Genomic DNA, 24713 nt, shown 5'->3' with positions numbered 1-24713 from the left:
CTCAGCCGAGCAACTCGTCGACGTAGCACCACCGCCACGCCTCACCCGGTTCGACACTACGGATGACCGGATGTTCGGTGGCGCGATGATGTGCCGTCGCGTGATTGCCGGGTGAGGAATCGCAGCAGGCCACGTGCCCGCATTCCAGGCACATGCGCAGATGCACCCAGGTCAGCCCCTCGGCGACGCACTCCTCGCACCGATCCGGCTCCACCTGCGCGCGCAGCAGCGGCGCATCGCGCAGATGCTCGCAGGTGTCGGCCGCGCCGGGTCCGTCCAATGTCTCGTCGGAGTCGTCCTCGGCCTCGTCGAACCGGTCGATCATGGACTCCTCGAGATCCAGCCGCGCCAGTACGCTCTGCAGGATCTCGTAGTCCAGCGTCCCCGAATCCCGTACTCGCAGCACGGTTTCGCGTTCGGCGCGCAACATGGCCAGGCGCAGCCGCCGGTATTCCGCGGTGGGGGTCGCCAGTTCGGATTCGGGTCGCCCCAACCGCTCCCATGCCGCGTTGGTCTGCCAGGTCACCCGATCGCGCAGTGACCGCACGACGGCCTCGGGTGTCTCGGGGGTGAGTTTCGCGTCGAGTTCGGCGAGACCGGCCGACACCGCCTGCTGCAACAGGCTCGCCTTGCGCAGCGCGTCCTCGGCGCGACTCGGCCCGCGCAGTTTCAGCAACCGCACCAGCCACGGCAGCGAGGTGCCCTGCAGCAGCAGCGTGCCCGCGACGACCACGAGTGCCAGCATTTTCAACACCGCGAGCTGCGGGGTGTCCTCGGGGAGCAACAGCACCGCCGCCAAGGTGACCACACCGCGCATGCCGGCCCAGGAGACCACCGCGGGCTCGGTGAGCGGGGCTCGCTCACGCCCGAGCGCGCGCATGAGCAGCAGCAACGGGAAAATCCAGAGCGGCCGCACCAATATCGTCGTCACCAGCACGGCGACCGCGGTGATGAGCAGCGTGTCGTGGCCGAGTCCGCTGCTCCACGCCCCTTCCAGGATCGCGCGCACCTGCAAGCCGATGATGAGGAACACCGAGGATTCCAGAATGAACTGGATGGTGCGCCAATTGGTGCGTTCGGCGATGCGCGAGGCCGCGCTCTGCCACACCGGTGCGCCGTGTCCGAGGATGATGCCGCAGGTCACGACCGCGATCACGCCGGATGCCTCGATCTCCTCGGCGGGCAGGTAGGCCAGGAACGGCGCGAGGAACGACAACGTCGTGTCCAGGACGGGATCGGTGATGCGCCGCCGCAGCATCGCCAGCGCGTACGCCACCAGGATTCCGACCAGCGCGCCGCCACCGGCCGCGATCGCGAAATCCAGTCCGGCCCGCCACAATTCGTAGGTTCCGGCCATGGCCGCGATGGCGGTGCGCAAGGTCACCAGCGCGGTCGCGTCGTTGCACAGCGATTCGCACTCCAGGATGGTGACGATCCGTCGCGGCATCCCGACCCGCCGCGCCACCGCCGTGGCCGCCACCGCGTCCGGCGGCGCGACCACGGCGCCGAGCGCCACCGCCACCGCGAACGGCACCGGGAGCAGCAACCACACCACGGCGGCCACGGCGAACGTGCTGAACAGCACCAAGCCCACCGAGAGCAGCGCGATCGTGCGCGCGTTGGCCCGGAAATCCACCAGCGAGGTCCGGATCGCCGCCGTGTAGAGCAGCGGCGGCAGCAGGCCGAGCAGCACCACCTCGGGATCCAGGTGGATTTCCGGGACATGAGGCAGATACGACGCGGCGAAACCCGCCAGGGTCAGAACCAGCGGCTCGGACACCCCGAACCGCCGCGCCGCCGCCGCCAACGCGGTCGCCGACGCGACCAGGACCACCAGCTCGATCGCGAGATGCACCGGCAGCATTCTTCCAGACCTGCCGGTCCGCTACCGGCTCGGCGACCCCTCGGCGACATGCGTCACGCGCGCAGGGCGGCGAGGGCGAGGTCGGCGTAGCGGCGCCACTGGGCGGGGTCGCGGATGTCGAGGTCGAGCAGGACGCGGGCGTAGCCGCCGACGAGGACGTGGATGTCGAGGGCGGTGACGTCGGGGCGCAGGTGGCCGCCCGCCTTGGCGGTGGTGATGATCCGGGTCAGCAGCGCGGAGGCGCGGTCGCGGTCGCTGGGTTGCAGTGTGCGTGGCAGGATTTCGGCGAAGGAACGGTCGCCCGCGAGTTTCGCGGACAGGTCGGTGAGCAGGGCGTGCAGCGCGGTGAGCGCGTCCGCGTCCTCGGCGGCCGCTTCCATGCGTTCGGTGAGCCAGGTGCGGTGGTGCCGGGCGACGGCGTCGACGAGGTCGGATTTGGTGGGGTAGCTGCGGTAGACGGTGGCCTTGCCGACGCCCGCGCGGGCGGCGACGTCGGGCACGGTGGCCTCTAGCCCCCGTTCCGCGAAGACCGCCAGCGCCGCCGCGGTGACCTGTTCGTGGTTGCGGCGCGCATCGGATCGGCGTTCGGACCAGTCCCTGGCTTCGCGGACGTTCGGGGGCTGTGAGTGCATACGACTCAGTGTGGCGCGCCGGGCGACACGGCGACCGCACGGGGCGCGGACGCGGGCGCGACGTCGACGGGTTCGACGGGACCGCGGCGGCGGGGAATGAGGGCCGCCGCGACCGCCGCGACGGACACGCCCGCGGCGCCGATCCAGAACGCCTGGCTGTAGGCGTGGTCGCTGGGCACCCGCAGCGACGCGCTCACGCTGCCCGCGAGCAGGGTGGCCACGATCTGCGATCCGAGGGACGACCCGACCGAGCGGATGAGGTTGTTGACGCCGTTGCCCTGCCCGATCATCTCGCGCGGCACGGATTCCATGACGAGGTTGGGCACCGCGGCCATGCCGAGTCCGATGCCGCCGAAGATCACCATGGACCAGGCGATGACCCCGAGTCGGGTGCCGTGTTCCATGGCCAGCGCCACCAGGCCGAACGCGGCGACGACCGCACCGCCGGTGAGCGGGATCTTCGGCCCGAATCGAGCGCTGAGCCGCCCGGAGGCGCCGCCCGCGACGAGCATCATGAAGCAGGCGGGCAGCAGGAGCAGTCCGGCGCCGGTGGCGTTCATGCCGAAGCCGTATCCGACGCTGGTCGGGGTCTGCGCGAGCTGCGGGATGAGCATGAACGCGCCGAACATGCCGAAACCGAACAGCAGCGTGGTGATGTTGGTGCCGAGTACGGCGGGGCGACCGAGTACGCGCATGTCGACGAGCGGGTCGGTGGTGCGCCGCTCGACGAAGACGAACACGGTGAGCACGAGCAGGCCGAACAGGATGAGTCCGAGGGTGCGTTCGTCGCCCCAGCCCCAGGTGGAGGTGCGGGTCAGCGCGAACAGCGGTGCGACGAGTCCGACGGCGAGCAGGACCACGCCGAGGTAGTCGAGCCGGGCGCGCGCGCCGCCTTCGTCGGCGGGCAGTCGCAGGGCGCCGAGCGCCGCGGCGGCGGCCATGGCGGCGCCGCTCCAGAAGATCCAGTGCCAGGAGGCGTGGTCGAGCAGCAGCCCGCCCATGAGCAGCCCGACGCCCGCGCCGATGCCCGCGATGGCCGAGATGACGCCGAGCGCGACGGGTCGCCGCTGCGGTTCGAACCAGTCGCCGACGAGTCCGAGGCACAGCGGGATGATGCCGCCGCCCGCGCCTTGCAGCACCCGCGCCGCGACCAGTACCCAGACGTTGGGCGCGAGCGCGGCCACGACGCTGCCCACCGCGAAGACGGCGAGGACGACGATCAGCATGCGGCGCTTGCCGTACATGTCGCCGAGTCGGCCCAGTACCGGGGTGAGCACCGCCGCGGCGAGCAGGTAGCCGCTCATCACCCAGGACACGTCGGTCGTCGAGGCGTTCAGCGCGTGCGACAACATTCCCATGCCGGGCACGACCGCCGTCTGCGCGATCGAGAACGCGGCCGCCGCCAGCGTCAGTACCGGCAGGCTGCCCGCGCCGCTGACCGGCGGCTGTGTGGTCTGGTTCATCGCTCCCCGCTCACCTCGCGCGTCAATAAGTGGACCACAAGGTCCACTTGTCACACTGTAGGGGTTAATGGACCTCTAGTCCACTTAGCGGGCTGTGTCCCCGGGAGTCGGGCGCCACTGACCGCGCACGAGTACGGCGGGCCCGAGCCAGCGCCGCAGGAACGCCCGCAGCTCCGGCGGTTCGAGCGCGGGTTCCGGCGCGACCAGGAACGACTGGAGGATGCGCTGCATGAACACGATCAGGTCGTTGAGCGCCGCCTCGTCGTAGCCGAGTGCGGCCCAGTCGGCCTTGCTCTCCACCACGACGCGGCGGCAGTAGTCGACCATCAGCGGACTCATGACGATCTGGCCGAAGGTCTTCATGTGACCGGTGGCGACGAGTAGATGCAGCAGCGGGTCGCGCGGCACCTCCTCGATCGCGAACGCCAGCGACTCCACGACCAGGGTGACCACGTCGGTCAGCCCCGCGGTGGCCTCGTCCAGCCGGGTCTGGAAGTCGTCCATCGCGCCGCGGCCGACGGCGGCGAAGAGATCTTCGATGCCGTCGAAGTAGCGGTATATGGTGCGTCGGCTGATGCCGGACTCCTCGGCGACCGCGGCCAGGGTGGTCTGCTCGGCGCCCAGCCGCTTGACGCAGCGGGCCGTCGCCTCGAGGATGCGTCGACCGCCCTCGTCCTGACTCTCCGGCGGCACGCCGGCCCAGCCGCGTCGTGACAATTGCCCGCCCTCCTCCGCGCCGCTTCGGCGACACACTCGTGCGGACAGTGTGTCATATCAATCAGCGACACAAATGATTGAACAATGTGCCACTACCGTACCTGGGCGGGGGGATCGGGCTGGAAAGTTCTTCAGTAAGGCGGGGGATTCGTGTCATACTTTGCTTCTACTTGTGACATGGGCAACCGCGGGAGAGCTGTGACCGACCTCAAGATCCGTACCCTCGACTTCGACCTCGACGGAGCGATCCCGTTCCGCTGGCATCCCACGAATTCGGCATTCGGCATCCAGATGAACGCGGTGTCCATCATCGCGATCGCCTTCGAGAAATTCATCGTCGCGGCGGTCCGTGAGGCGATCCCGCTCATCACCGACCCCGAGGCCAAGGAGGAGGCGCGGGCATTCCTCGAGCAGGAGGCGCAGCACTCGCGGGCGCACCGCCGCCACCTCGCGGCGCTGATCCGCAGCCATCCCGGTCTCGAGGAGACCCTCGACGGCGTCATCGCCCTCTACGACGAGCTCACCGAGACGGAGTCGCTGGAATACCGGCTCGCCTACGTGGCCGACCTCGAGGCCACCTTCACCCCGTACTTCAAACTGCTGCTCGACCACGACGAGAAGCTCTTCCGCCCCGGTGACGAGCGCGTCGCCTCGCTGCTGCTGTGGCATTTCGTCGAGGAAGTCGAGCACCGTTCATCGGGCCTGATCGTCTACAACGCGATGGTGCCGAACAAGAACTACCGCACCAAGGTCCTGCCCAAGGTCGTGCGCCACGTCATGAAGGTGACCGACGTCATCGCGGACGGGTTCAACCGGCACGTCCCGGCGTCCGAGCGCGGCATCGACGCGCGCGTGCTGCGCGACGCCGCCGATCGCCCGCTGCTGTGGTGGCAGCGCCTGGCCTCCCGCTACCCGCGCAAGGTCAGGCTGCCGGGCGGCGCGCTGAGTACCCTGCCCAAGGGCGACCAGATCATCTCCTTCACTCGAATCCTGCTGTCGCAGACGCCGAACCACGACCCGGTGCACCAGCCGCTGCCCGAGTTCGCCGACCGCTGGTTCGCGCACTACGAAGCGGGCGGCGACGTCACGCACTGGTACACCTCCACTTCCGGCGACGGTTCGAAGAGCGCCGCGCGGGGCGCGCACGGTTTCCACGAACTGCGGATCAGCGCCGTGGACCGGATGACGGCCGACAGCATCGCGGTGACCTTCGACGTTCCCGCCGCCCTGCGCGACACCTTCGCCTTCACCCAGGGCCAGCACGTGTCGGTGCGCGCGCTGATCGACGGACAGGACGTCCGCCGCTCCTATTCGATCTGCACCCCGCCGTCCTCGGACACGCTGCGGGTCGGCATCAAACGCACGCCCGGCGGACTCTTCTCCGGTTGGGCGGTGCAGCACCTTCAGGTCGGCGGCATGCTCGAGGTCGCCCAGCCCACCGGGCTCTTCCACGCCCCGCTCGACCCGGCGCTGGAGCGCCACCACGTGGGCATCGCGGGCGGCAGCGGCATCGGCCCGATCCTGTCGGTGCTCGCCACCACCCTCGAGGTCGAGCCGCGCAGCACGTTCACCCTCCTGTACGCCAACCGCACCGCCGACGCGGTGATGTTCCGCGACGACCTGGCGGCCCTCGGCGCCGCCGTCGGCGACCGTCTGCGCGTGGTCCACGTCTTCGAGGACACCGACGGTTTCATCGACGCCGACAAACTCGCCGCGTGGCTGGCCGACGGCACCCTGGCCGAAGCCGGTCTGTGGTTCCTCTGCGGTCCCAACGCGATGGCCGACGCCGTGCACGCCGCCCTCACCTCCAATGGCGTCGATCCCGCGCTGATCCGCTCGGAGTCCTACACCGCCGGGGAGTCCCGCAGCCTGCCGACCTCGGAGGCCGCCGCCCGTTTCGCCGACGCCGACCTGACGTTCACCCTCGGCGGCAGCGAGCGGACCGTCCCGGTCGCCGGGCGCACACTGCTCGACGCCGCCCTGTCCACCGGCACCGACGTGCCGTGGTCGTGCCGGTCCGGTATCTGCGGAACCTGCCGGGCCAAACTGTGCGACGGCACGGTCGAGATCGCCTTCAACGACGTGCTCTCCGAGCGGGAACTCGCCGACGGCTACGTGCTGACCTGCCAGTCCCGCCCGACCAGCGACCGCGTGTCGATCGACTACGACGTCTGAGCCGCACGATGTCCCAACCGAGGAAATGCTCATGAGTACCGGCCCGTGTCCTGACATCGCCGACGTGATGACCCGCGAACTCGGCGGATTCGACTGCGGCGGTTCGCCTTTCGTCGAGTTCCGCAACCCCGCCGACCTGTCCAACTGGACGCTCCCTGTCGTCGAGGCGCTGATGATCGCGGGCTCGGTCTACGCGCTGTGGTGGGCCGTGCGCAGGCTGCGCCGCGACGGCGACCCGACGAACCTCGCATTGTGGTTCGGGGCGATGGTGTACCTGCTGGTCATGGAGCCGCCGCTCTACCTGCCCAACAAGTTCGGGATGATGGACAGGACGGGCCTGAACTTCGTCCACAACGTGTTCACCGTCGACATCTTCTACGACCGGATGCCGCTCTACATCGTGGCGCTCTACGGCGCCGTGCCGATGCTGGCCTACGAGACGACCCGCGCGCTCGGCGTCTTCCGGCGCTTCGGACTCCTGGCAGGCGCGCTGAGCGTAGGCATGACGCACAGCGCGTTCTACGAGATCTTCGACCACATCGGCCCGCAACTGCGCTGGTGGGCATGGAACGCCGACGCGCCATCCAACTCGGTGTTCTTCGACTCGGTGCCGTTGGGCAGCGTGACATTGTTCTCCGCCATCGGACCCGCGATCCTCGCCTACCTCGTCGCCCGCTACGTCGGGCGGCCCACGTGGGCGGGGCAGGCGCCGAGAGGATGGTCGCTGACCCTGCGCACCATCGGCATCGGGGTCGCGGTACCGATCCTGATCGTGGTCGTCGGAGCCCTGATCAGCATCCAGCAGGCGATCGGCGGCGGCGACACCGGCACCGCCGTCCTGCTGACCATCGAACTCGCGGGCATCTGGCTGGCCGGCGGCTACTTTCTGGTGCGCGCATGGCTCGCGGGCCGCGCGGCGGGCGATCTCGAACCGAGTCCGGCCGTGAGGAACTTCGGCTGGATCTACCTCGCGACGTTCGCCATCCTTTGGGCCACCGCCCTGCCGGACTTGTTCGACGCCGAGGGCGGGATCACCTCCGACAACACCCCGACGGGCAACATCGCCTTCACCATCCTGTGCTTCGTCGTCGCGGCGGCGGCGACATGGGCGGGCGGAAGCGGTGTCCGGCAACCCAGCGAAGAGCCTCGGGCGATGTCACCCGCGAGCTGAGTTCGACGGCACAGCGCCACGACACCACCTGCCGCGAGGACGACCCGGGCCGCCGGTTTCCGACCGGCGTCCTCGGTTCAGGATCGGCGCGTCGTCAGTGGTGCGCGACACCGCGTGAGACCGGATCGTGCAAGCACATGCCCGCTGGGTTCGGGAACAGGCGCCGGACAGTGGCGGTCTGCACGTGACGGCCGAATTCTCACCGCGTTGTCGCGGTGGTCGCGCATCGGCCGTCACCGGTTCACCCCGGTCCGGCACGGTTTGTCGGTGGCGCGCGGGGTTCGGATCAGGCTGACCCCACTGCTCGCCGCCACCCCGACCGCCATGGTCAACTATCCGCAGCACGCGCGAACACGGGCGTCCGAGCTTCATGGAGACCTGTTTCCGCGATGAACCACCAGCACGACCGCGCGCAGTCGCGCACCGAGCGATCCGGATCCGCTCGCGACCTCTCGGTCCGATGACCGCACGCGACAAGCGACTCCTCCCCGGACTCGGCCTGATCGTGCTCGCGTCGGCGTTCGCCGTGAGCAGTTGCCCGCCGACCGGCGGCGCCGTCGGGGAGAGCCGGGAAAGCGCCGTCGTCGAATACGTCGCGCTCGGCGATTCCAGATCGGCGGCTCCCGACCGGGTCGTCGGCGCCGGAGCCGACGGTTGCGGCCGCAGCGCGACCGGCTATCCCGTGCGGGTCGCCGCCGCGATCCACCCGAATTCCTTCGTCGACGTCACCTGTTCGGGCGCGACCTCGGCGAACCTGCTGACCGCCGCGCAGCAGACGACGAGCGCCGACGGCGTCCGGTACCGGATGTCGCCACAGGTCGCCGCACTGAAACCGTCGACCACACTGGTGACGGTCAGCATCGGCGGCAACGACCTGCGCTGGTGGGAGCTGGTGTCGGCGTGCTTCCCGCCGATCGACGGCATCGACGCGGGCTGCCGGTTCGATCGCGCCGCTCGCGAGCGCGTCGAGCACCGGCTGGCCGAACTCGCCGAGCTGATCGAGTCCGACCTGGACGCGGTGGTCGCGAAAGCGCCGCACGCCACCGTCGTTGTGGTCGGTCACGGCGGCATCTACGGCCCCGCGGGCTGCGGACCGACGGCCACCTTCAGCGCGGCCGACGCCGCGTGGGTCGCCGAGGTCTTCGCCGGAATCGACCGCGTGCTGCGCGGCAGCGCCATCGCCCACGACGCACGCTTCGTGGACGTGCGCGCGGCGGCCGCCGGACACGAGGCATGCGCGCCCGCGGAGAACCGGTGGTTCGAAGGCAATGTCTCGACCGGCAGCACCCCGGTGCGCCACCCGACGCCGGTCGGCAGCGCCGCCATCGCCGCACTGGTGGTCGACGCCCTCCGCTGAACCGCTCACCGCGACAGCCGAACCGTCACAGCGGAACGACGGTCTCGAGCCGGCCGGCCTCTACAGCGTGGTCACGACCGCCTCCGTCGTAGTACGAACCAGGTGACGACGGCGGCCGACCCCGCGGCCACCACGGCAACCGGTACACGGTGCCTGCGTACGGAATCGGCGACCTGCTTGCCCGCGTCGCGGACCGGTTCGCCGAGCGAGGGCGCTTGGTTCGCGAACCTGTCCACCTGCGCCTTGGCGCGCTGCGCGGTCACCGCGACCTGGTGGCTCGCCGCCGCGGTGCGCTGCCTGGTCGCCTCGGCGGTCTCGTGCAGTTTCGCCTCGGCCCGCGCCGGGATGTCGACCTTGTCCGCGAGTTCGGACACGGTCTGCCCGAGTTCCGCGCGGGTCAGATCACGGTCGGCGCGGATCTCGTCCGCCGTGCGCGGGAAATCCTCGGGGGTGTCCGGGATTTCGGGTCGGTTCTCGGTCATCGTCGACTCCCGTTCCGCACCGCGTCCACATCCGCGCGCACCCCTTCGACCGCCTCCGTCGGCACCGGCGGCGCCGCCTTCGACACCGTCGACTTACCGAAGTAGGCGACGGTCCCGCCGACCGCGAGCAGCGCGGCCCCGACGATCGCCGCCGACGCCCAGTCGGGCAGCACCAGTGCCAGCGCGAAGACGGCGGCGCCGGTCAGCGCGATCCCGCCGCAGAACGCCGGCAGCGCGCCCGCCCCGGCGAGTCCGACGCCACGCGCCATCCCACCCGCCTTGTCCTGAACCTCCAGCCGAGCCAGCCGCATCTCATCCCGAACGAGACGCGTGATCTGGCTACTCGCGTCCTCGACCAGCTCAGACACCGACCGCACGTCGGCATAGGTCCTGCTCTGCGTCTGCACCATGAGCCTCTCACCTCCTGCTCGCGGCCTACCCGTAGCAATAGTGGTGAAACGAACGAGACGACCGGTGCGGTGGGCCCGGACGTTCGACGTACCGGCTCCGGATCGGCTCGACTACGCCGCGGCGGGCGCGCGGTGCGAACCTCCGGACAGCACGTTCGCGGTGGCTTCGCGTACCGCGAACCAGCGGCGCAGTTCGGCGTACCGCGCGGAGCGGTCGCCGCCGCGATCGATCACGAGTTCGGCCAACAGTTCCCGGATTCGAGTGTTCTGCATCGCGTGCAGGGCGGCGAGATCCCGTCTGCGCCGTAGTGCTGGATCGTCGGCCAGGTCGGTGCGATCATTCGTCATATGCGTTCCCCGGTTCGGGGACCCGATGCTCGGTCCGGCGGCAAGCCGCATGGGTCCGTGCCGCGAGTCCGGCTCGTGGTCGTCGCCGACATACCCGGCCTCTCGGGATCGAATCCGATCTTCCGCGACTCGGGTTCGATCGGAGCGACACTCGCCCTCGACCGGTGCGATCCCGTTAGGCCGAACCCTCCGCGGGTAGGGCGTTCCCATGGAACTCTTGGTGATCGTCGCTCTGGTCGTGCTGGTCGGCGCGGTATTGCTGTACCGCAAGGTCAAGGGCACTGATCGGAATCTGGACGTGACCACCGGCAATCCACCCGCGAACAAGGACGAGAAATACAAGCCTCCGTGATCGGGGCGCGGTCAATCGAGGTGTGTGCGAATCGGAGTGGCGATCGGAAAGGACGCGTCCGCGCCGCGAAGTTTCTCGAGGAAGCGATGCAGATGCGGATCGAAGCGCCGTGCATCGGCAACGGTGATCTCCTCGACCCGCCACCATCGTCCCCCGTGGAATTCGGCGGGGTCGAGCACGAATTCGGTGCCGGACGCGGCGGTGGCTACATACCAGAGGCTGACATCCTCGTGACCGCTGTCGATATTGACCGTGGTGGTGAGCGTGAGGAACAGCGGAGCCGTGTCGGTGTCGAACGGTGCGGCGACGCCGAGTTCCTCCTGGACTTCCCGGCGGGCGGTGACCGCAGGATGCTCACCCGGTTCGACATGGCCGCCGGGCGGCAGCCACCGTCCCGCCTTGATGTGGTCGACCAGGAACACGGCCTCGCGCGTCGGATCAACCACCGCGACATAGGTGACCAGATGCCGTGGCGGCGTGGCGGGTTCGACACGCCGGAAGATGTCGTCGGTGCCGTCCAGCCAGGCGAGCACCTCGGCGCGGTGCGCGTGTTCGACGTCGTCGGCCGGGGCGATGTCGGAGACGAGTTCGCGGATGACGGATCGCATGCGCACAGATTCGCATTCGCCACCGACAAGAAATGCCCTCGGCGGGTGCAGCCGATCCGGCGACCCGGAGGCTACCGGTTCGTGCGGCGGCGACACGCGGGTGGTTGCCGCGAATGGCTGTGCGCGCGGCGCGACTGGCGCATGCTGGTCGGCACACGGAGGAGGTAGTCATGGAGGAATTCGCGGCATGGCGGGCCACCGGTCGACGGTTCACCCATCGTGGCCATCAGATCTTCTGGCGCAACGGCGGTAGCGGCGTCGATGGCGACACGCTGTTGTGCATTCACGGCTTCCCGACGGCGTCGTGGGACTGGCACGCGCTGTGGCCGGGGCTGTGCGCGAACTTCGCGCGGGTCATCGCGCCGGACATGATCGGCTTCGGCTGGTCGGCCAAACCGCGGCACTACGAGTACACCATCGCCGACCAAGCCGACCTGCACGAGCAACTTCTGCGCGAACAGGGTGTGACGCGCGTCCACATCCTGGCGCACGATTACGGCGACACCGTCGCGCAGGAACTGCTGGCCCGCGCCGCCGAGCGCGCGGGCTCGGATTCGCCGATCATCGAATCGGTGTGCCTGCTCAACGGCGGCCTGTTCCCCGAAACCCACCATCCGCGACCGGTGCAGCGCCTGCTCGCGAGTCCGCTCGGACCGCTGGTCGGCAGGATCGGCGGGGAGCGCGCCTTCACTCACGCACTGTCCTCGGTCTTCGGCCCGAACACCAAACCCGACGCCGAGGCCATGGACCAGTTCTGGATCCTGTGGTGCAGCAAACACGGCAAACGCAACGGCCACAAGCTGATCCGCTACATGGCCGAACGCCGCAGACATCGCGAGCGCTGGGTGGGCGCGCTGCACACCTCGGTCGCGCCGATCCGGTTGATCGATGGACTGCTCGACCCGGTGTCCGGAGCCCACATGGTGCGCCGCTACCGCGAAGTCGTGCCGCGCCCCGATGTCGTGGAACTGCCCGACGTGGGGCACTATCCGCAACTCGAAGCTCCCGAGGAAACCCTGCGCGCGCTCATGGAGTTCCACGGCAGCCGCGTGCGTTAGGAACTAGGGCGCCGCGCTCACCGTCACCCAGGTGCTGTTGACCGCGGCATTGCCCGAGAAGGCGTCCACCACCGCCGGATCGTGCAGCAGGTTCACATTCGCGCCCGGCTGCGCGGCCGCCACCATCCAGCCGACGCCGGGTTCGTCGTGTCCCCACCCGTGCGGGACAGCGACGGTGCCGCGCCGGATATCGTCGCTGACCTCGAGCGGCACCACGATCGAACCGTTCTTCGACGCGACGGTCACCGGCGCGCCGTCGGCCAGTCCGCGTTCGGCCGCGTCACGGGGATGCATGAGCGCCGTGCAGCGGGCGCGGCCCTTCACCATCGGCGGCAGGTTGTGCAGCCACGAATTGTTGCTGCGCAGGTGGCGTCGCCCGATCAGGCGCAGGTCGAATCCGTCGGCGGGTTCGGTGGCGCTCGCACCGCGCCGCGCGTCCTCGATCAGCGTGCGCGCCGCGGCCACGAAATCGCGCGGCGCCAACCGGACCTTGCGATCCTCGGTGCCGATGATCCGCCGTAACCGCGGCCGCAGCGGACCCAGATCGATACCGCCCACGCTGCGGCGCGCTTTCGCCACCGTCAGCCCCGACGGCCCCTTGCGCAGCACGCCGTAGGGACCCGCGGCGATCCCGAGCGCGGACAGTCGCATCGGACTCAACCGGTCGAATACGGCATGCACCGCACGCGTGGTGAATCGACGGGCGGGCAGCGGGAGTATCTCGGTCACCAACCGGGCCATGATCTCCCAGTCCTCCAGCCCGTCGGCGGGCGGCTGGAAAACCCGGCGGTTGTAGCGCAGATTGTTCCTGACGCTGAACACCGGCATCACGACATCGAGATCCTCGCGTTCCAGCGGCGAGATCGGCGGCAGGATGATGTCGGCGTGCCGGGTGGTCTCGGTGATGTACATATCGACCGCGACATAGAAGTCGAGCGAATCCAGCGCCGCCGCGAGCCGTCCGCGCTGCGGCGTCGACAGCACCGGATTGCCCGCGTAGGTGACCATCGCGCGGATCTTCGTCGGCCCGTCGCCGAGGATCTGATCGGCCAGCGCACCCACCGGCAGCTCGGCCCGGAACGATTTGAACGTCCCGGAGTCGTCGGTCCAGTCGCCGTGGGTGATCGGCAGATACTTCCCGATGCGCGCGACATCCACGGGTGCGGTGGTGAACATCTGGCCGCCGGGACTGTCGAGGTTGCCGGTGACGGTGTTGACGGTGTTGATCAGCCAGTGGGTGAGCGTGCCGGTCACCGTCTGGCACACGCCGATGCGACCGTATACGACGGCCGATGGCGCGGCCGCGTGCTCGCGCGCGAGCCGCCTGATGGTCTCGGCGTCGACCCCCGCGTGGCGGGCCGCCAGTTCCGGCGTGAAATCGGAGACCAGCGCGCGGATCTCGCCCCACCCGGAACAGGTGTCGGCGATCCGCCGCTCGTCGCACAACTTCTCGGTGACCAGCACGTGCAGCATCGCGAGCAGCAGATACGGGTCGCCGCCTGGTGCGACGGCCACGTGTTCGTCGGCCAGGCGCGCGGTCTCGGTGCGGCGCGGGTCGACCACGACCACGCTGCCGCCGCGTGCGCGAACATCCTTGATGCGCTGTTTGGCGCCGGGCATGGTGGTGATCGACCCGTTGGACACCGCCGGATTCGCGCCGACCACAACGAGCCGGTCCGTGCGATCGATGTCGGCGACCGGCATCAGCACATTGGACCCGAACATTCGCCACGCCGCGAATTCCTGCGGGAACTGGTCGATGGAGGAAGCGGTGTAGAAGTTCTTGGTCATCAGCGCGGCGCGCAGCATGCCGCCGTAGAGCACCGACGAACTGTGTGCCGCCGGATTACCCAGGTACATCCCGACGGCGTTCGCCCCGTGTGCCTTGCGTACCCCGCGCAGGCGCGCGCCGATCTCGGCGAACGCCTCGTCCCAGCCGATCGGCTCGAACCGGTCGCCGACCTTGCGCACCGGCGTGCGCAAGCGATCCGGATCGTGGTGCAGCCCACCCATCGCCGTCGCCTTGGGGCAGATATAGCCCTTGGACAGCACGTCGTCGGGATTGCCCTCGATCCTGCTCACCTGATCGCCCTCGACGGTGACCAGGATTCCGCAGTGCGCCTCGCAGAGGGTGCACTGTCGCGCAATCGTCGTAGCGCCCATGAGTTGTCGCCTCTTCCCGCGAAGTCGATTGATGACAGAGTACCCGTCTCATTCTCTCGCCGTGGCGACTGTGCACGGGAACGTGAAAACCACTCCTCGGCGGGATGCGGCGCGCCCAATCCGCGTGATCGTCGGTGCTCGCCCACGGTCGAACCGGCGGCTCGCGAGCGCGCGGGAAGCCCGTCGGGCCTACGAGTTCCGAACGGCCGCTACGCGGCGGTGCGGAGGTGAAGTCTCGGCGGTCGCCGTGTGGGCCGCGACCCGTTCGGGGCGCTCGATCGATGCCGAATCGTGACGTCCCGACCGCATCGTGACCGGATCGCGCCTGCCGCCACCCGAATTCGAGCATGGTGCGCACGGCGGCATCCCTTGCGGTGAAACGTCCGCCTCGACGTCCTTTTTCGCGCGACCGGCGATCGTTTCCCTTGCCCGGGCACCGTCCTCGTGTTTCCGCGACGTGAACGATCCCGCACTCCCGACTCGCTCGCCCGGCCTCGGATACAGCTCGATCCACCCGAATCACCCCCGGTGGGGCACGTTCTCGGGTGGATCGGCGCGTTCGCTCGCGGACGGCGCCGCCGCCCGCGAGCGCCGGTCAGTGCGCGGCGGGTTCGGGCAACCCCGCGCCGACGCGGTCGGCATGCGGCGCCGCGGATTTGCGCGCTCCGGAAGCTTCCGCGTCCTGAAGGATCGAGACGACACGGGCCCATGCGGGCCCTTGGGCGATGGCACTGGGTACCAGCAGGGTGAAGACCATGCAGCCCTCCTAATTCGAGAGATCGAGCAAGGCGCCGGATATTCCAGCACCATTCACGGTAAACACCTGGCAATTGAAAAGCCAGATATCGACACGTGAATCATGATGCATCATCGTAACGGAACGCAAACCTCGGCGGAGTGTCCGGCCCGCGGTGCGTACATCACCAGCCTACGCGCGGCCTCTCCGCTGGGACAGATGGTTTCGTTCGAGCGACCCGCGAGCGGTGGCGCCGACCATGTGGGCGCCGACGGCGGGCGGCGAGGACGCGGGCGAGGCTCTCCGACTTCCGCACGCGTGGGGTGGAGAGGTTCTCGTGTGTTCGCCGGCAATTCGAAAGTGACCGCGCCGTAGAGTGGTCGCAACATAGCGGCATCCGTGCCGGGGACATCCGAGGCTCGAAGCTGTACCGGCGAGCGCGAGGTCTCGGCGGAATATTCCGCGAACGAGAAGATGATTTCGAGCGGATGGCCTGCGCGGCGATCCCGTCGGAGAGCGGGTGAGTGGACGAGGGGCCGGACGACATGAATCCGCCTCGAGGCGCTCGGCGTCGGTCGCCGGGTCGCCGTCCTCGCCGTATCGCCTCGCGGGGTGGGCACACCGCGCTCGTGCGTGTGTTCGTCTGTCACTCAACGGGATGCCGTGCTGCGGGGCGGTCGCCGCGTCATTGCCGCGACGAAAACGATCGGGGCGATATTCTGTTTCGATTGCGCGTGAATTTCGATCGGAATCGTGACGTTCTATGCATCGATTACCCTGTATCTCTGCCGCCTCCTCGACGGTGCGCGAAATCTCCTGCCATTCGGCGGCGAAATAGTTACCGCGCTGTCCGCCGACCGAATACTCGCAGGTCAAGGCTCATTTGGAGAGGTGGTGCGCGAAGGTGGCGATGGAATAGAGGTGATTCGGCTATTGCCGCCACCGTGTGGCGTGGTCGTATACTCCCGCTATGGTGGAAGAGCGATCCTCCGCGAAATTCTCCGAATCGCCGGTCCTTGTGGTACAGACGCGAGAACGCGTCTATCGGCTGCGTGCCGGGGGTTCCTACAATGTCGGTCGCGATCCGAGCGCCGATATCGTCGTCGACGATCCTCGGGTGTCCACCGTGCATGCCGTGCTGGAGCGGGGCGCCGGGGGCTGGGAGATCGAGGACGCGCACAGTCGCAACGGCACCTTCTTCGACGGTCGTCGTGTCGAGCGGATGGTGATCGACCACGACGAGACCTTCCAACTGGGGCACGCGGTCGACGGTGAGTGTTTGGTCTGTTCACTCGAGGGGGCCGCCCGCGCCACGCCGGAGCGCGACGGTGGTATCGGCGGGGACACGATGGTCGTGCCCGATCCCGGCTACGACCTGGACGACGAGGCGACGGTCACGCTGCTGGACGCGGGGCCGCCGCGCCGGGTTTCGCGCGCTCGGCCCGCGAGCACGGGGTCGGGTGCCCGTACCATCTCGGGCACCATGCGGATGGGGCGTTCGGCCGACAACGACATCGTGGTGGCGGACCTCATGGTGTCGCGCCACCACGCCGAAATCCAGACGATCGACGCGGGCAGGTATCGGGTCGTCGATCTCGACAGCCACAACGGCACCTACGTCAACGGCGCCCGCGTCGAGGTCGCAGAACTGGCGGAATCCGACGCGATCGGTATGGGGCACACCACGTATCGGCTGGTCGGTGCCGAGTTGCGGGAGTCGGTCGACACCGGCGACATCTCGGTGTCGGTGCGGAATCTGATCGTGCGGACGCCCGAGGGCAAAGTCCTGCTCGATGACGTGAGTTTCCCCATCCCGCATCATTCGCTGGTCGGTGTGATCGGTCCCAGCGGAGCGGGCAAGTCCACGTTACTCGGCGCGGTCACCGGATTGCGGCCCGCGACCGAGGGGACGGTGCGCTACGACGGTCGCGACCTCTACGCCGAATACGAGGAGTTGCGGCACCGGATCGGGTTGGTACCCCAGGAGGACATCCTGCACAACCAGCTCACCACGCGGCGTGCACTGCTCTACGCGGCCGAATTGCGCTTCCCCGGCGACACGCGCCCGCAGGAGCGTGAGCAGCGGGTCGACGAGGTGCTCGAGGAACTCGGTCTGACCCGGCATCGCGACACCCGCATCGATCAGCTCTCCGGCGGACAACGCAAACGTGTCAGCGTCGCACTGGAATTGCTCACCAAGCCGTCGCTGCTGTTCCTCGACGAACCGACCTCCGGCCTCGACCCCGGCCTGGACAAGACGGTCATGGAGATGCTGTCCGAACTCGCACACGACGGACGGACGGTCATCGTCGTCACCCACAGCGTGGCGAATCTCGACACGTGCGACCGCCTGCTGGTGCTGGTCCCCGGCGGCAAACTGGCCTACTACGGGCCGCCCGCCGAGGGATTGCGGCAGTTCGGTCAGGGCAGCTGGGCGGAGGTCTTCCAGGCGTTCGATCGCGAGGAGGACCGCGACTGGGCCGGGGAGTTCCGGGATTCGGCGCGCTACGAGCAGTACCTGGCGGTCGGGTCGGACGATGATGTCGCCTCGGCGCGTCCGCAGCATCCCCCGCCCCCGCCGCCCGCGCCGCAATCCGCGCTGAGCCAGCTGAGCACCCTGTGCAGACGCTATCTCAGGGTCATCTTCTCCGATCGCAGTTATGTCGCGCTGCTGGTCGTCCTGCCGCTGCTGCTCGGCGGATTGATCGCCGCGGTGCCCTCGGGCGAAGGGTTCACCGGCGCGCCCGGCACCAATGTCGACGCACCGACCAAACTCATGATCCTGGTCTTCGGCGCCTGTTTCGTCGGTACCGGCAACTCGATCCGCGAGATCGTCAAGGAGCAGACGATCTACCGACGAGAACGCGCGGCAGGCCTGTCGCCCGGCGTGTACCTCATGTCGAAATTCCTGGTCCTCGGCGTGATCACCATTCTCCAGGCCGCGGTGCTGTTCCTGATCGGCACCATCGGCGAGAGTTTCCCGCCCAGCGGCATATTCACCGCGGTCGAGCTGGAACTGATCATGGCCATGGCGCTGCTCGGTCTCGCGTCGTTGACGCTCGGCCTGCTGATCTCGGCGGCGGTGGACACCTCGGAGAAAACCCTGCCGTTGTTGATCGTGGTCTCGATGGCCCAATTGGTGCTCACCGGCGGGCTGGTGCGACTGCCGGGCACACCGGTGCTGGAACAGCTGTCCTACCTGTCGCCGTCGCGCTGGGGTTACGGCGCGGGCGCCGCCACACTCGACATGGATACGCTCTCACCGCACGACGGCGACCCTGACCCGCTGTGGAAACACACCATCGGGACCTGGCTACTCGACATGGGAGTCGTCGCCGGTCTGGCGGTCCTATTCCTCGCTTTGGCCTGGTATCGCCTCTATCGACTGCGGCCGAGGCGGCGCGGCGCCCGTCCGGCACGGATCTGACCCGGGCCGGTTCGTGCCGTGCACAGCTATCACTTTGTGACCTCGGATCGGGACCCGGGCGATACGCGCTCGCCCTACGATGAATCGGAACCGCGAACACCCTCACTACTGATCTGATCTGTCTTGTCCTCTGACCTGGAGGCGTCCATGATCGAGCCAGTGCAGGTGTCGTTTTCGACGGCAGAGGTGGCGATGCCATCGCTGAGTGCTATGCACCTGGTCGACACCACCAATGGCGATAACCCCGATATTCGGATGCCGGCGCGGATGTCGTCGGTCGTCACTTCACAGTTCACCGCTCGTTCGGTCGAGGGCGCGGTGAAGACCGGCGAGAATCTCGCGTAGCGCGCGCCGGGGAGCGTGCGGCGCGACGACCTGCCGATCACTCGACGGTTCGCCGATCCACGGTCGAAGACTTGCGGCAGAAGAGCCGAGATCCTGCGGTTCGGGGGAGGCCGCGCGCCGGCATTGGACGAAATACTCTGTCGCACAACGGTAATCATGCCGGCACCGGGCGCGGACGTGCGCTGTTCGTACGCGGTGCCGTCACCCGGCCCGGTTCGACGGATTCGGTCGAATATCCAGCGCCGGAGAAGTTCTCGACCTGACCACCACGCGGCAGGCGCCCGCGTGCGCGGTGCTCGTGGCGGACCGCCGCGTCGACATGCCTGTCCGCGGCCCGCGCGGCGTCGGCGACCACCACATGGACGCCGCATCGAGCCGAGCGTGGTGGTCCTGTCCACCCATTGTCCGACTGCCCCGAAATATCAAGTCCCCCTTCGAAGAATGGAGTAATCATGGCGCAGAACCCTGGAAACGGCTCCGGTGACGTCAGTGGTCTGAGCAGTTCTCCCGACGAGTTGTTGCAGGCCGTGCAGGAACGCGGCGACGAGAGCATGGAGACCGGCCGCTATGTCATCAGCTTCCGGGTAGACGCTGAAGACGGAGGTGTGCAGGCGCTGCGCAGCCAAGGCTGCAACGTGATCAGCGCCCGCGACTTCGGCGACCAGGCGGTCACCCTCGAGGACATCGGCGACTCCGACGCTCTGGTCCTGCCGGAAGTCGGGTGCGCGGTGGTGTCGGGTAACGCACTGCAGGCCCACGAACTGCTCGCGCAGGTCGAGTCCGCGGACAGTCCGATCGAGACCGTCGAGCCGGAGTACTTCGCGTTCAGCGAGTCCGACGTCGACTACCTGCGTGGGTTCAACAGGGCGGCCGAGGTCATCGCCGACGATCTGCGTATGAACGGCGGACGCGAACTGGTCATGGAAGACGAAATCGTCGCCCAGGTGGCGGGCGCCACCTGGGGCCTGGTCGCTTGCAAGGTGCCGCCGAGCACCCGCGGCGGCGCCGGAATCCGGGTGGCGGTGCTCGACACCGGAATGGACTTCGGTCACCCGGACTTCAAAGGCCGCGAATTCGTCAGCAACACTTTTGTCGGGCAACCGGTGCAGGATCTGCACAGTCACGGAACGCACTGCGTCGGCACCGCATGCGGTCCGAAGGCGCCCGTCGGCGCGATCCAGCGGTACGGAATCGCGTATCGGGCCCCGATCTTCGTCGGCAAGGTTCTCAGCAACGCCGGGTCGGGAACGACCGGCAGCATCCTCGCCGGAATCGACTGGGCGCTGGCCAACCGCTGTGTCGTGATCTCGATGTCGTTGGGAGCCCCCACACCGGTTCAGGCCGCGTACACCACGGCCGGAGAGCGGGCGCTGCGGCGCGGGGCGCTGATCGTCGCCGCCGCCGGAAATCACGGGCCCTTGTTCACCGGCGCGCCCGCGAACTCGCCGACCATCATGTCGGTGGCGTCGTTGGACACGAACCTCACCCCCTCGTCCTTCTCCGCCATCGGCAAGGTCGAGATCGCCGCGCCCGGCCGCGATGTCTTCTCCTCGGTGCCGCGTCCGTCACTGCACGGCACGAAGTCCGGCACGAGCATGGCGACCCCGCACGTCGCCGGGTGTGCGGCGCTGTGGGCGGAATCCGACGTCAATCTGCGTGGCGCGAAGCTCTGGAAGAGGTTGGAGGAGACCGCCAAGCGGCTACCGTTCCCGGCTTCCCGCGTCGGCGCCGGTCTGGTGCAGGCGCCGTAACCGTGTCGTAGGCCCCGTCGAGTCCCGAGGAGGAGAACAATGGCCTGCGTGCGGAAATGGATCGTCACCACGGCTCCCGACCGTCCTCTCTCGGAGATCATCGGCGACCTGACGGCCGCGGGATTCATGATCGACACGATTCTGGAAGAACTCGGTATCGTCACCGGTGAGGCCGGTGACGATACCGCCCAGCGGCTCCGAGAAATCCCCGGTGTCACCGATGTGTCGGCGGACTATTCCGTCGACATCGGGCCGCCGGATTCGCCGGAAACCTGGTAGAGCCCCGATCACCTCGGGTCGCGTCGCTTTCGAAATTCGCGAGCCGTCAGCCGAAAAGTAGCCGAGAGAGGTGTTGCGTGAATCTCCTACCCGATGCGGTGACGAAACAGATCCCGAAGGTTGTCGGTCCGCTCGGCCTCGGTCGGATCGAGCCGTTCAGAAGGCTGATCAGCCGAATAGCGATCAACAATTTCGCGTACTCGACGACGTTGCGGCCGCGTGCACTCTCATTGGCCGGCGACTACACGAGTTGGCTGAGTCTGACCGACCGCAGCTACTCGGGCAGGCATCTGCCGCCGTCGACACCGGAACAGCAGGCGGCGCTGCCCGCCGAATCGGATGTGGTCGAGTTGTATCGGCGTGCGCGACTGACGCAGGCAACCGATACCAGCGTGATGTTCATGTTCTTCGCGCAATGGTTCACCGACAGCTTCCTGCGGACGAGTCGCACCGACCCGCGCAAGAACGAGTCGAACCACGATATCGACCTGTGTCAGATCTACGGCAGGAACATCGACGCGACGAATCTGCTGCGCTCGAAACGGGCCGGTCGCCTCAAGAGTCAGGTGATCGACGGGCAGGAATATCCCGAGTTCCTCTTCGCCGCGCGCGCGGCGGGTCGGCCGCCGACTTTCAAGCCCGAGTTCGAGAAACTGTTCGACCAGAAATTCATCACCGACGTGATCCTGCGAAATGCTCCGGAAGAGCACGTCGATACGTTCTTCGCCGTCGGACTCGAACACGGCAATTCGACGATCGGCACCACGACCATGAACATCGTGTTCCTGCGGGAGCACAACCGCATCGCGGGCATTCTCGCCGCCGAGAACCCCCGGTGGGACGACGAGCGGATCTTCCAGACCACACGCAACATCATGATCGTGCTGTTGCTGAAGATCGTGGTCGAGGAATACATCATGCACATCGGGCCGTTCGACTTCCCGATCGAAGCTGTCCCGTTCATCGCCGACGAAGAGCGCTGGAACCGAACCAATTGGTGCGCCATCGAGTTCAATCTCCTCTACCGCTGGCATTCGCTCGTCCCGGACGCCATCGGCGCCGGTTCCGGCGCACTGGACGCCCGCGGCTTCCACAACAACAATCCGCTCGTACTGAAGCTGGGCATCGAGGAGATCACAGCCGAGTGCTCGCGGGAGCCCGCGGGCAGAATCGGGCTGATGAACACCCCCGCCTTCCTGATCGACAGCCCGGATCCGCGATGGCCTTCGGTCGAGCAGGCGACGGTGTCGCTCATGCGCAAGGCGAGACTGCGATCGTTCAACGAGTACCGTGAGGCATACGGCCTGCGCAAACTCACCGACTTCGCCGAACTCACCTCCGACGTCGAGGTGCGGGAACGACTCGAAGCCCTCTACGGCGATATCGATGATCTCGAATGGTATGTCGGAATATTCGCCGAGGACTATCCGGACTACATGATGATGGGCGAATTGATGACCCGAATGGTCGCCAACGACGCGTTCACCCAGGCGCTCACCAACCCCCTGCTCGCGCGCAATGTCTTCAACGAAGCGACATTCACCGAGACCGGGATGCGCATCATCAAGGACACCAACGCGCTGCACCAGATCGTGGCCAGGAACGCCGCCGAACCCGACACCGTTCACGTGAGCTTCAGCTACGCTCGCGATCCCCGGCGTGACGTCGGCGAGGAAAGCCGGAACGGCGGTCCGTGGGCCACATCCTCCTGAACCCAGGGTTCTGCCTCACCGAGTTTCTCGCACTGCCACCGCCGCTCCGTCGGCAAGATCCTGCTCATTCCCCGACCCGCGCCGAGGCCGTTGTGCCACGGCGCGGGTTCGACTGTCGGGCCGCACACACCGGACCGACGCCGGTTCGGCCGTCCAGCTCACGACGAGGCGGGTCAGGACTCCGCTCCCATGGCGGCGGCGACAACGGCGATCATGGTGCCGACGGCCCGCGCCCGGCGGTCGGAAACCTGCCCCGGGGCGATAATCGGTCGCTTTCCGCGCCGCTCGGTTGCTATGTTGCGGTCATGGAGGTCACTTCACGAAACGCCGCCGCTGCCGCACGAGCTCTCGGCTCGCCGGTCGCGCCCGCCTGACCTCTTTCCCCATGCCGGCGACCGGAAACGGTCTGCCGGTGCGTGTCGGTGATGTCGCCGAAGTTGCCCCGTGTGGTCGCTTCCGGTCGATTCCATCGATGGAGCCACCACCATGATCACGACCGACCAGACGATTCGGACCTTCCTCGAGTTCTTCCGCGAACGCGGGCACGAACTCCTCCCCGGCGAATCGCTGATTACGTCGCCGGGGGATCCGGTGTTGTTCACCACCTCCGGGATGCACCCGCTGACCCCGTATCTGATGGGCCGACCGCACCCGCTGGGACCGCGGCTGACCAACGTGCAGCGATGCCTGCGCACCACCGACCTCGACGAGGTGGGTGACGACACGCACCTCACCGTCTTCGAAATGCTCGGGTCGTGGTCGCTCGGCGACTACGACGGCCCGCGGAGTCTGCGATGGGGTCTGGAACTGTTGCGCGAGGGCTTCGGCATCACCACCGACCGACTGCACGTGACGGTGTTCGGCGGTGACGACCACGTCGAGCCCGACCGCGAGTCGTCGCGCACGTGGGACGAGCTGGGCGTGCCGGTCGAATCCACCATCGACGAGAACTGGTGGTCCAACGGCCCGACCGGACTCTGCGGACCCGATTCCGAGATCTTCGTCTGGACCGGAAACGAAACACCCAGGGGCACACCGACTTCCGATTATCGGTGGGTGGAAGTATGGAATCACGTCATGATGCGATATCGCCGCCGCCCCGACGGCGGCCTCCAACTTCTGGACCGACCCTGCGTCGACACCGGCCTCGGCCTGGAACGGCTGGTGCGAATCCTGAACCACACCCGATCCGTCTTCGACATCGATGTCTTCCACCCCTGGCTGACCACCCTGCCCCGCATCTGGGGACCCCTGGACCGATCCTCGTCGCGACTGCTGTCGGACCATCTCCGATCGAGCGTCGTAATACTCGGCGACCGCGTCACCGTCTCCCCGTCCGGTCGCGGTCACGTACTACGCCGCCTGATCCGCCGCACCCTGACCACCCTGTGGCGCGACGACCCGACCCGCACCCTGTCCGATCTGCCGATCGAACTCGTGGAACACACCCTCGACCACTTCCGGCAATCCGTGCACCCGAACGAGGTGCGCACCCTCCTGCTCGAGGAGGAGCACACCTTCGGCCGACAGCTCCATCGTGGACGAAAGATACTGTCCCGCAATCGCTTCACCGGAACATTGACCGAAGACGACTACCACTACCTGTACGACACCCACGGCCTGCCCCGCGATCTCGTGCAGTACCTGAAGGACTGTCGTTGAT

21 protein-coding genes are annotated in these 24713 nt (G+C 67.9%); 11 read left to right on the top strand and 10 right to left on the bottom strand.

Translation table 11 applies throughout. The features are described from left to right. Position 1 precedes the first annotated feature (1 nt). The 4 genes from IT779_RS24840 to IT779_RS24825 all read right to left on the bottom strand — a co-directional run bounded on the left by IT779_RS24840 (position 2) and on the right by IT779_RS24825 (position 4676). On the bottom strand, positions 2 to 1864 hold the full coding sequence (locus tag IT779_RS24840; protein WP_196151819.1) for a Na+/H+ antiporter: 1863 nt from the start codon (positions 1862 to 1864) through the stop codon (positions 2 to 4). A gap of 53 nt (positions 1865 to 1917) precedes the next feature. Beyond that, entirely contained in the window at positions 1918 to 2496 is a 579-nt protein-coding gene (locus IT779_RS24835) for a TetR/AcrR family transcriptional regulator (protein ID WP_196151818.1), read from the bottom strand. A gap of 5 nt (positions 2497 to 2501) precedes the next feature. Continuing rightward, positions 2502 to 3959 carry an MFS transporter gene (locus IT779_RS24830; RefSeq protein ID WP_196151817.1) on the bottom strand — a complete coding sequence of 486 codons (1458 nt, stop codon included), beginning with the start codon at positions 3957 to 3959 and terminating at the stop codon, positions 2502 to 2504. Between the two features lie 84 nt (positions 3960 to 4043). Then, the gene (locus IT779_RS24825; RefSeq protein WP_196151816.1) at positions 4044 to 4676 is read right to left on the bottom strand and encodes a TetR/AcrR family transcriptional regulator; all 633 of its coding nucleotides are present in this window, start codon (positions 4674 to 4676) and stop codon (positions 4044 to 4046) included. A 198-nt stretch (positions 4677 to 4874) separates the two neighbouring features. On the opposite strand from IT779_RS24825, the gene IT779_RS38880 reads away from it, so the two are divergent. The 3 genes from IT779_RS38880 to IT779_RS24805 all read left to right on the top strand — a co-directional run bounded on the left by IT779_RS38880 (position 4875) and on the right by IT779_RS24805 (position 9379). Continuing rightward, entirely contained in the window at positions 4875 to 6851 is a 1977-nt protein-coding gene (locus IT779_RS38880) for a metal-dependent hydrolase (protein WP_332838951.1), read from the top strand. A gap of 31 nt (positions 6852 to 6882) precedes the next feature. Next, positions 6883 to 8022: a hypothetical protein gene (locus IT779_RS24810; protein ID WP_196151815.1), complete on the top strand. Its 1140-nt coding sequence runs from the start codon at positions 6883 to 6885 to the stop codon at positions 8020 to 8022. A 460-nt stretch (positions 8023 to 8482) separates the two neighbouring features. Beyond that, entirely contained in the window at positions 8483 to 9379 is an 897-nt protein-coding gene (locus tag IT779_RS24805) for an SGNH/GDSL hydrolase family protein (protein ID WP_196151814.1), read from the top strand. A 71-nt stretch (positions 9380 to 9450) separates the two neighbouring features. On the opposite strand, the gene IT779_RS24800 is transcribed toward IT779_RS24805, so the two are convergent. From IT779_RS24800 to IT779_RS24790, 3 genes are all read right to left on the bottom strand, one after another. Further along, entirely contained in the window at positions 9451 to 9861 is a 411-nt protein-coding gene (locus IT779_RS24800; protein WP_196151813.1) for a DUF3618 domain-containing protein, read from the bottom strand. Continuing rightward, entirely contained in the window at positions 9858 to 10271 is a 414-nt protein-coding gene (locus tag IT779_RS24795; protein ID WP_196151812.1) for a phage holin family protein, read from the bottom strand. The genes IT779_RS24800 and IT779_RS24795 overlap by 4 nt, the downstream gene beginning before the upstream one ends. 111 nt (positions 10272 to 10382) lie before the next feature. Next, positions 10383 to 10619, bottom strand: a complete 237-nt coding sequence (locus tag IT779_RS24790; protein ID WP_196151811.1) for a hypothetical protein — start codon at positions 10617 to 10619, stop codon at positions 10383 to 10385. A 208-nt stretch (positions 10620 to 10827) separates the two neighbouring features. On the opposite strand from IT779_RS24790, the gene IT779_RS24785 reads away from it, so the two are divergent. Continuing rightward, positions 10828 to 10971 (top strand): hypothetical protein, encoded by a 144-nt coding sequence (locus IT779_RS24785; RefSeq protein ID WP_196151810.1) that lies wholly within the window; start codon positions 10828 to 10830, stop codon positions 10969 to 10971. Between the two features lie 11 nt (positions 10972 to 10982). Here IT779_RS24785 and IT779_RS24780 read toward each other — a convergent pair whose 3' ends face one another. Further along, positions 10983 to 11579 carry an NUDIX hydrolase gene (locus IT779_RS24780; RefSeq protein ID WP_196151809.1) on the bottom strand — a complete coding sequence of 199 codons (597 nt, stop codon included), beginning with the start codon at positions 11577 to 11579 and terminating at the stop codon, positions 10983 to 10985. A 170-nt stretch (positions 11580 to 11749) separates the two neighbouring features. On the opposite strand from IT779_RS24780, the gene IT779_RS24775 reads away from it, so the two are divergent. Continuing rightward, complete coding sequence (locus IT779_RS24775) at positions 11750 to 12637, top strand: alpha/beta fold hydrolase (RefSeq protein WP_196151808.1); 888 nt, start codon at positions 11750 to 11752, stop codon at positions 12635 to 12637. 3 nt (positions 12638 to 12640) lie between these two features. Here the strand turns inward: IT779_RS24775 and IT779_RS24770 are convergent, their stop codons facing one another. After that, complete coding sequence (locus IT779_RS24770) at positions 12641 to 14800, bottom strand: molybdopterin oxidoreductase family protein (protein ID WP_196151807.1); 2160 nt, start codon at positions 14798 to 14800, stop codon at positions 12641 to 12643. Positions 14801 to 15395: 595 nt separating this feature from the next. After that, entirely contained in the window at positions 15396 to 15557 is a 162-nt protein-coding gene (locus tag IT779_RS24765; protein ID WP_196151806.1) for a hypothetical protein, read from the bottom strand. 949 nt (positions 15558 to 16506) lie between these two features. Here IT779_RS24765 and IT779_RS24760 point away from each other — a divergent pair. From IT779_RS24760 to IT779_RS24735, 6 genes are all read left to right on the top strand, one after another. Beyond that, positions 16507 to 18963, top strand: coding sequence for an FHA domain-containing protein (locus IT779_RS24760; protein WP_196151805.1), 2457 nt, complete (start codon positions 16507 to 16509; stop codon positions 18961 to 18963). Between the two features lie 147 nt (positions 18964 to 19110). After that, positions 19111 to 19308 carry a hypothetical protein gene (locus IT779_RS24755; RefSeq protein ID WP_196151804.1) on the top strand — a complete coding sequence of 66 codons (198 nt, stop codon included), beginning with the start codon at positions 19111 to 19113 and terminating at the stop codon, positions 19306 to 19308. A gap of 452 nt (positions 19309 to 19760) precedes the next feature. Then, on the top strand, positions 19761 to 21059 hold the full coding sequence (locus IT779_RS24750; protein WP_196151803.1) for a S8 family serine peptidase: 1299 nt from the start codon (positions 19761 to 19763) through the stop codon (positions 21057 to 21059). 39 nt (positions 21060 to 21098) lie between these two features. Next, positions 21099 to 21338: a hypothetical protein gene (locus tag IT779_RS24745; protein ID WP_196151802.1), complete on the top strand. Its 240-nt coding sequence runs from the start codon at positions 21099 to 21101 to the stop codon at positions 21336 to 21338. Between the two features lie 77 nt (positions 21339 to 21415). After that, the gene (locus IT779_RS24740; protein WP_196151801.1) at positions 21416 to 23050 is read left to right on the top strand and encodes a peroxidase family protein; all 1635 of its coding nucleotides are present in this window, start codon (positions 21416 to 21418) and stop codon (positions 23048 to 23050) included. Between the two features lie 486 nt (positions 23051 to 23536). Next, positions 23537 to 24712, top strand: a complete 1176-nt coding sequence (locus tag IT779_RS24735; RefSeq protein ID WP_196151800.1) for an alanine--tRNA ligase-related protein — start codon at positions 23537 to 23539, stop codon at positions 24710 to 24712. Position 24713 lies beyond the last annotated feature (1 nt).

The organism is Nocardia bovistercoris (assembly GCF_015674855.1).
GTDB lineage: Bacteria > Actinomycetota > Actinomycetes > Mycobacteriales > Mycobacteriaceae > Nocardia > Nocardia bovistercoris.
Note: the sequence above shows the minus strand (reverse complement) of the source record. Positions and strands in the feature narration are given on the sequence as shown.